Annotated in this window: 7 protein-coding genes; all 7 read right to left on the minus strand. The window is 69.8% G+C overall.

Annotated features, from left to right (window positions below):
• Positions 1-55: 55 nt before the first annotated feature.
• The 7 genes from AC07O8_RS24850 to AC07O8_RS24880 all read right to left on the minus strand — a co-directional run bounded on the left by AC07O8_RS24850 (position 56) and on the right by AC07O8_RS24880 (position 6,524).
• Positions 56-1,351: an aspartate aminotransferase family protein gene (locus AC07O8_RS24850; RefSeq protein ID WP_495050603.1), complete on the minus strand. Its 1,296-nt coding sequence runs from the start codon at positions 1,349-1,351 to the stop codon at positions 56-58.
• 206 nt (positions 1,352-1,557) lie between these two features.
• Complete coding sequence (locus AC07O8_RS24855; RefSeq protein WP_495050604.1) at positions 1,558-2,412, minus strand: LysR substrate-binding domain-containing protein; 855 nt, start codon at positions 2,410-2,412, stop codon at positions 1,558-1,560.
• Between the two features lie 190 nt (positions 2,413-2,602).
• Positions 2,603-3,046 carry a UBP-type zinc finger domain-containing protein gene (locus AC07O8_RS24860; protein WP_495050605.1) on the minus strand — a complete coding sequence of 148 codons (444 nt, stop codon included), beginning with the start codon at positions 3,044-3,046 and terminating at the stop codon, positions 2,603-2,605.
• Positions 3,010-3,816: a bestrophin-like domain gene (locus AC07O8_RS24865; protein ID WP_495050606.1), complete on the minus strand. Its 807-nt coding sequence runs from the start codon at positions 3,814-3,816 to the stop codon at positions 3,010-3,012. The genes AC07O8_RS24860 and AC07O8_RS24865 overlap by 37 nt, the downstream gene beginning before the upstream one ends.
• Positions 3,807-4,481 (minus strand): response regulator, encoded by a 675-nt coding sequence (locus AC07O8_RS24870; protein WP_495050607.1) that lies wholly within the window; start codon positions 4,479-4,481, stop codon positions 3,807-3,809. Before AC07O8_RS24870 ends, AC07O8_RS24865 begins: the two co-directional genes overlap by 10 nt.
• 40 nt (positions 4,482-4,521) lie before the next feature.
• Positions 4,522-5,310 (minus strand): sensor histidine kinase, encoded by a 789-nt coding sequence (locus AC07O8_RS24875; RefSeq protein WP_495050608.1) that lies wholly within the window; start codon positions 5,308-5,310, stop codon positions 4,522-4,524.
• Between the two features lie 845 nt (positions 5,311-6,155).
• Positions 6,156-6,524, minus strand: a complete 369-nt coding sequence (locus tag AC07O8_RS24880; RefSeq protein ID WP_495050609.1) for an endonuclease domain-containing protein — start codon at positions 6,522-6,524, stop codon at positions 6,156-6,158.
• Positions 6,525-7,172: the final 648 nt, after the last annotated feature.

A 7,172-nucleotide genomic window follows, 5' to 3' on the forward strand; every position in this document is an offset into this window, starting at 1 on the left:
CGCCGAGAGCGCCGACATCGCGGAATACGCCGGGCGCGCCGAGTACGTCGATGCCTCAGACGACGTCCTCGATCGCCCGCTTCAGCAGCGACAGCCCCAGGTCGATCTCCTCGTCGCTGACCGTCAGCGGCGGGGCGATCCGGAACACGCCGCCCATCAGCGGCAGCTGCACGATGTTCATGCTCAGGCCGTGGGCCATGCAGGCGCGGGTGATGGCCGCGCCGAGCTCGGGCGCGGCTTCCTTGCCGGCCTGGCTGCGCACGATCTCCACGCCCAGCAGCAGGCCGCGACCGCGGACGTCGCCGATGCAGTCGAACTCCCGTTGCAGCGCGCGCAGCCCGGTCTCCAGCAGCGCGCCAGCGACGCGCGCGCGCTCGACCAGGCCGTCGCGCTCGACGATCTCAAGCACCTTGAGGCCCACCGCGGCGGGCAGCGGGTCGGAGACGTGCGTCGTGTAGAACAGGAAGCCGCGCTCATGGCAGCCCTCCTCGATCTCCGCGGTGGTCAGCACCGCGGACAGCGGAATGCCCGCGCCCAGCGTCTTGGACAGGGTCAGGATGTCCGGCGCGACGCCGTCGCGGTCGCACGCGAACATCATCCCGGTGCGTCCGACGCCCGTCTGCGCCTCGTCGACGATCAGCAGCATGCCGCGCTCGCGGCACTTCGCCTGCAGCGCGCGCAGGTAGCCCACGGGCAGGTCGATCAGGCCGCCGGAGCTCAGGATGGGCTCGGCGATGAACGCGGCGAGGTTGCCGCTGGACTGGCGATCGATCAGGTCGAAGGCGTAGTCCAGCTCGGCCTGCCAGTCCTCGGCGCCGCCGAAGCGCGGCCGGTAGGGATTGGGCGCCGGGATCGCGAAGGACCCGACCGCCGCGGGGCCGTAGCCCTTGCGGCCCGCGCAGTAGGTGGCCGACGCCGCCGCGCCGGTCATGCCGTGCCACGACTGCGCGAAGCCGACCACTTCGTACTTGCCGGTGTAGAGCTTGGCCAGCTTCAGCGCGGCCTCGTTGGCCTCGGCGCCGGTGCTCAGCAGCAGGCTGCGCTCGAGGCCCGCCGGCGCAACTTCGGCCAGCTTCGTCGCCAGGTCCACCACCGGCCGGCTGAGCATGCCGCTGAAGAGGTGGTCGAGGTTGGCCGCATGCTCGGCGATCACCGCGGCGATCTCCGGATGCCCATGCCCCAGCAGCGAGCTCATCTGGCCCGAGGTGAAGTCCAGGATCGCGCGTCCATCGGCGTCGTGGACGAAGTTGCCCCGGGCGCGCTCGATGATGAGCGGCTCGAAGCTGCCGCCGTAGCGGATCAGATGCTGGCGGGAACGGGCCCAGAACGTGGGATCGGCGTTGCGTGACATGGCGGCTTCCTTCGACTCGTGACGGGCATGAGCCTACGAAGATCCGGGCCGCTCGGGTAGCGCGTAGTGCTGATGGCTGGCATCAGCGGCGTGCATCGCTGGCAAGCTCAGTCGGCGCCCATTCGGAGCTCAGTCGGCGCTCCATCGGCGCTCATTCGGCGCTCATTCGGCGCTCATTCGGCGCTCGTGCGGCGTTCAGGCGGCGTTCAGGCGGCCGGCAGGACCTTGCGCACGTGCGCCGCGAAGGCGGCAGTGAGCGGCGAGGGCCGCTCGCGGTCGATGGCGAGCGTCACGCCGATGGCCGGCAACGGCGGCAGGCCGCCGTCCTCGCCGAGGATCTCGAGGTCGTCGGGCACCGCCGTCCGCGTGAGCACGGTCACGGCCTGTCCGGAGCGCGCCATGCCGATCAATCCCGCCAGGCTGCTGCTCGCGTAGGCGAGCCGGAACTCCCGGCCCGTGGCCTCGAGCGCCCGTCGCGCCAGCACGTGGTCCAGCGCGTCCTGCGCGCCCAATGCCAACGGCAAGGGCGTCATGCCCGCGACGCCCGAGCCGCGCTTCGCGACCCAGACCAGCGGCTCGCGGCGGATGACGCTGTCGTCGTCGGCGTTCTCCACCGACACGAGGGCGAGGTCCACCGCATGACGCGTCAGCAGCTCAAGCAATCGGGGCGTCGGCGCGCAGACGACTTCGAGCTGGACGCGCGGATGCAGGCTGGCGAAACCCTGCAGCAGATGCGGCAGGAAGACGACCGCGTAATCCTCGGGGCAACCGAAGCGCAGCACGCCGGAGACGTCCCCGCCCCGCAGTTCGGCGAGCGCTTCGTCGTGGTGGCGCGTCAGCTCGCGGGCGTGGGCCAGCAGCCGTTCGCCAGCGGCGGTCAGCGTGACGCCGCGCGCGGTGCGATGCAGCAACGGCTGCCCGGCGACGTCCTCCAGGCGCTGCATCTGCATGCTCAGCGCCGACTGCGTGCGGCCGACGCGTTCGGCGGCCTTGCTGAGCGCGCCGGTCTCGGCGACGGCGACGAGGCTGCGCAGCAGGTCGAAGTCGAGGTGGGCGGTCACGGTTGGCGCGGGCCTTGGCGGTGGCAGGAGAGCAGGGGATCGCGCATCCTACGCGTTGCTCCGTCACGCCCCATCGGCTCGCCTGACGGAAGGGCGTCCATGGCGACGCCCACCGCCACTAGCAAGTCCTGACCCCAAAGGACGACGTTGAATGCCTCGTTCCCGTGCTGAAGTCGGCGGGTCCTTTCAGCTACAGGTACTTCGGAATCGGGCCATCCTGTGGGGTCGTGTCCGTGCCCAGGTCCACGATCGTCTTGTCGACGAAGCACCATCCCCATCCCTCTGGCGGATCGTAGCCTTCGATGATGGGGTGCTGGGTCGCGGTGTAGTGGGCTCGCGCATGCCGATGGGGCGAGTCATCGCAGCATCCGACGTGCCCACAGGTGCGGCAGATGCGGAGATGCACCCATTCGCTGCCGGTTTTGAGGCACTCCTCGCAGCCTCGCGCGCTGGGAATCACCGTTCGAATGCTGTCCCGGTGGGTGCAAGTACGTGCCACTGTGGTCTCCTCAGAGTCGCGGTTGAACGGCGAGGTGATCCTAGCAGCGACCCATGGCGTGGGAGCTCTCCAACCGGTGGCCCCGATCCAGCCGACCGCTACCTCCCCACCACCGCCACGCGCCTCGCATCCCACCGCTGCATATTGGCGAGCGCGCTCTCGATGGGTTCCGAGGTCACGCGTTCCGCTCCGAGGAAGGGCCGGTCCATCGCGGCGACGAAGTGGAAGACCAGGCCGAGGGCGAGGGCGAGCACCACGATCGCGCTGCGACTGCAGGCCGTCACCGGCAGCACCGCCACCGGCGCCAGCGTCAGCAGCGAGCTCACCAGCACCACCACCCACAGCGTGGCCGGCACCTTCCCGTCGCTCGCCTCCAGCCTGGCGCGCCTTTGCGTCAGCAGGTCGTTCGCCTCGGTCCACATGTGCTCGACCAGCACCGTCTCCGCCCCGGTCGTCGGACGCAGATCTCCCAGCGACCGGTAGAAGTCGTCGAACGCATCCAGCGTTGTCTGGCTCGGCTGTTCGTGCTGCATCGCGGCCCATTCCTTGCCGATGACGCTGCGTCCGTAGCCGCGCAGCCGCTCTCGCGAGAGCCTCGACTCCGGCGTCCCATACACGGCCAGAGATCGCCCCAGTTGCGCCATCGCCGTCGCCTCGCGGCTCACCGCCTGCTCCGCCGCGCTGAACGAGTCCCACACCGACACCGCCGAGAACGCCAGCAGCAGCGAGTTGATCGTCGCGATCACGCCCAGCGACGCGAGCGCGACGTTCCTGTCCGACTCCGTCGCACGCTCGCGCCATCGCCGCGGGAACAGCGCCTGCGCGCCCAGCCCGAGCGCCACCCACGTCAGCACCAGCGAGAGTCCCAGCACCCAGTTGGGCCAGTCATAGACGATCAGCGGCATGACACGGCTCCCTCGCTCAGGCCTTCGCTCAGCGCATAACGCGTCATCCCCGCCACGCCCCGCACCCCCAGCTTGCGCGTCACGTTCTCGCGATGCGTCGCGACCGTCTTCGCGCTCAGCTTGAGCCGGTCCGCGATCTCCTGCGTGCTCAGGTCTTCGGCGAAGAGCTGGACGATCTCCCGCTCCCGCGCCGTCAGCGCCGGACCGGCCGGGATCGGCGTCCCCGTCTCCGGCAGCCGGTGCCGCGTGCGGATCTCATCCACCAGGCCGCCCATCAGCCCCGGACTCAGGTAGATGCGTCCGCCCGCCACGTCGCGCACGGCGCGCAGCAGCTCCTCGCTCGACGCATCCTTGAGCACATAGCCCGACGCGCCCGCCTGCAAGGCTGTGACCACGCTGCGCTGGTCGCCGTGCATCGACAGGCAGATCGCCTGCACCGACGGATGCTGCGCGCGCACGCGCCGCGTCGCCTCGATGCCGTTCAGGCCGGGCATGGCGATGTCGGTGATCAGCAGGTCGGGCTGCAGTTGGCGGACGAGCTTGACGGCGGCGGCCCCGTCCTCGGCCAGCCCGACGACGTCCAGCCCCGCGTCGCGGGACAGGAGCGCGCGCAGGCCTTCGCGCACGAGTTGGTGGTCGTCCGCCAGGACGATGCGAAGGGTCATTGGAATCTCCCTGAAAGTGGATGCAAGTCGGAACGCCGGATCACGCGCACTCTCTGGGGAGGGCGTCGGGATCCAGCGGGATCAGCAAGGTGGCGCAGGTGCCGCGGCCGGGCTCCGAGCGCAGGACCAGCGCGCCCCCCAGCGACTGCAGCTGCGCCCGCGCGCCGCCCAGGCCCAGCCCGCGCGCGTCGGCGTCGATCCCGCGGGTCTCGAAACCGCGGCCGTCGTCGCGCACCCGCACGCTCAGCCAGCCGGTCTCGACCTTCGTCACGATCTCGACGCGCGAGGCCGAGGCGTGCTTCTGCACGTTCAGGCAGAGCTCCCGCACCACGCGGCAGGCCACCGTCCGTTGCACGGCGGGAATTTCGGGCGTGCCCGGCGCCGCCATCGCGCTGCCGTCCACATGGACCGCCAGCGGCCCGAGCAGCCCCAGCTCCGCCGCCAGCGCCTCCAGCGCCGCCTGCAGGTCGCCGTGCCAGTCCGGCGGCGCGAGCGCGAAGGTCAGCGTCCGGATCGTCCGGGACAGCTCGCCCAGCAGGGCGGTCATCTGCGCCAGCGCCGGGTCGGTGCCGGCCGGCTCGGCCTGGGCGTGACTCCATTCGCCGAAGGCCAGCCGCAGCCGCACGATCACGCCGCCCACCTGGTCATGGAGCAGCTGCGCGACGCGCTCGCGCTCGCGCTGCTCGGCGTCGGCGTGCGCTTCGGCGAGCGTCATCTGCAGGCGGGTCAGCCGCTCGAGCCGGTGCTCGCGGGTGAGCCGGGAGGTCGGTCCGGCGATGCGCGGCCGGGCCGCGGGCGGGGATTGAGGACGGTGTGGGGTGAGGTTCATGCGAGCTCCCTGTGCGCCTGGATGGCGTCGTCGTGTGGGGGCCGACCCGGGGGGATCGGTGCCGCAGACGGTAGGCGTGGCCGCCTCGCGCGACCTTCCGGAAACCTTCCGGAGCCTTCTGGCGAGCCGGGAAACCCCGGAAACAGGCGCTTGGAGGGGAACTCAGGAGAAACCCGGGGGCTGGGACGGACGGTGTGGCATGGGGTCTCCTGCAATGGGTATGGAAGCCTCATGGTCGAGGCGCCGCAGTGGTCAGGGCATCGGAGGAAGGCTGAGCTTTCAGGTCCGATTTCCGGAACCGCTCCCGCGGTCCTCGACTTGGGGTGGCCTCTTGGGCTCGGATGCCCCTCCTATGGACTGCCGAGGCCGCTGGCCCTCACCCCCGCCCTCTCCCGCAAGCGGGAGAGGGGGTCCGACCGGCTCTACTCGCAGCGCTGGCGCCTCTTGCTCCCTTTTCCTCTCGCAGGAACGCCTCGTCAGCGCCTTCGGCGGTGGAAGTGAACTCCCTTTCCCCCTTGCGGGAGAGTCCGACCGGCTCTACTCGCAGCGCCGGCGCTTCTTGCTCCCTTTTCCTCGTGCGGGAACGCCTCGTCAGCGCCTTCGGCGGTGGAAGTGAACTCCTTCTCCCGCTTGCGGGAGAGCGCCTTCGGCGGTGGAAGTGGACTCCCTCTCCCGCTTGCGGGAGAGGGCGGGGGGTGAGGGCCAGCGGCGGTGGCAGTCCTGAACCCCCTTGTTGATTCTTCTCCCGCTTGCGGGAGACTGGCGTGAGGGACGGCGGCGCAAGTACTGCAGCCTCTTACCCCTCTCCCGCTTTCGGGAGAGGGTCGGGGTGAGGGCCAGCAGCCTCACGCACGAACAGACAGCCATTGCAGGATGAGCGTCAGGACCTCCTCGAGCTGCAACAGCGCCTCGCGGTTCGTGAAGCGCAGGACATGGAATCCTTGGGCATGCAGGGTGGCTGTGCGTCGAACGTCGTAGATCGCATTGACAGGACTGCCGTGTTGCCCGCCATCGAGCTCGATCACGAGCCCCGCTTCAACGCATGCGAAGTCTGCGAAGTACACGCCAATCGGATGTTGTCGCCTGAACTTGTGGCCCAGGAGTCGTCGATCGCGCAAGCGGTGCCATAGCGCGCGCTCGGCTTTGGTGCCGGATCGCCTGAGGGAGCGGGCAGCATCCTTGCGGCCTGGATGTGGATGCTCGGCGTCGTCCATGGCGGACGAGTGTGCGTGTGCTGGGCTTTGTTGAATCTCGCCAGGATGGGGGATCTGGTTGACTGCCGAGGCCGCTGGCCCTCACCCCCGCCCTCTCCCGCAAGCGGGAGAGGGAGTCCGACCGGCTCTACTCGCAGCGCTGGCGCCTCTTGCTCCCTTTTCCTCTTGCAGGAACGCCTCGTCAGCGCCTTCGGCGGTGGAAGTGAACTCCCTCTCCCGCTTGCGGGAGAGTCCGACCGGCTCTACTCGCAGCGCTGGCGCCTCTTGCTCCCTTTTCCTCTTGCAGGAACGCCTCGTCAGCGCCTTCGGCGGTGGAAGTGAACTCCCTCTCCCGCTTGCGGGAGAGTCCGACCGGCTCTACTCGCAGCGCCGGCGCCTCTTGCTCCCTTTTCCTCTTGCGGGAACGCCTCGTCAGCGCCTTCGGCGGTGGAGGTGGACTCCCTCTCCCGCTTGCGGGAGAGGGCGGGGGGTGAGGGCCAGCGGCGGTGGAAGTGCTGAACCCTTTTGTTGATTCTTCTCCCGCTTGCCGGAGACTGGCATGAGGGACGGCAGCGCAAGTACTGCACCTCTGACTCCCTCTCCCGCTTGCGGGAGAGCAACCGTGTCAAGCGCCCTCGGCACTTCTCCAGGGTTGGCCGGTTTTGAAGA

It is taken from the genome of Roseateles sp. GW821-FHT09G09 (assembly GCF_059415965.1).

Coding starts and splice junctions, on each gene's coding strand:
- AC07O8_RS24850 (WP_495050603.1), bottom strand. CDS start 1,351: ATGTCACGCAACGCCGATCCCACGTTCTGGGCCCGTTCCCGCCAGCAT.
- AC07O8_RS24865 (WP_495050606.1), bottom strand. CDS start 3,816: ATGCCGCTGATCGTCTATGACTGGCCCAACTGGGTGCTGGGACTCTCG.
- AC07O8_RS24870 (WP_495050607.1), bottom strand. CDS start 4,481: ATGACCCTTCGCATCGTCCTGGCGGACGACCACCAACTCGTGCGCGAA.
- AC07O8_RS24875 (WP_495050608.1), bottom strand. CDS start 5,310: ATGAACCTCACCCCACACCGTCCTCAATCCCCGCCCGCGGCCCGGCCG.
- AC07O8_RS24880 (WP_495050609.1), bottom strand. CDS start 6,524: ATGGACGACGCCGAGCATCCACATCCAGGCCGCAAGGATGCTGCCCGC.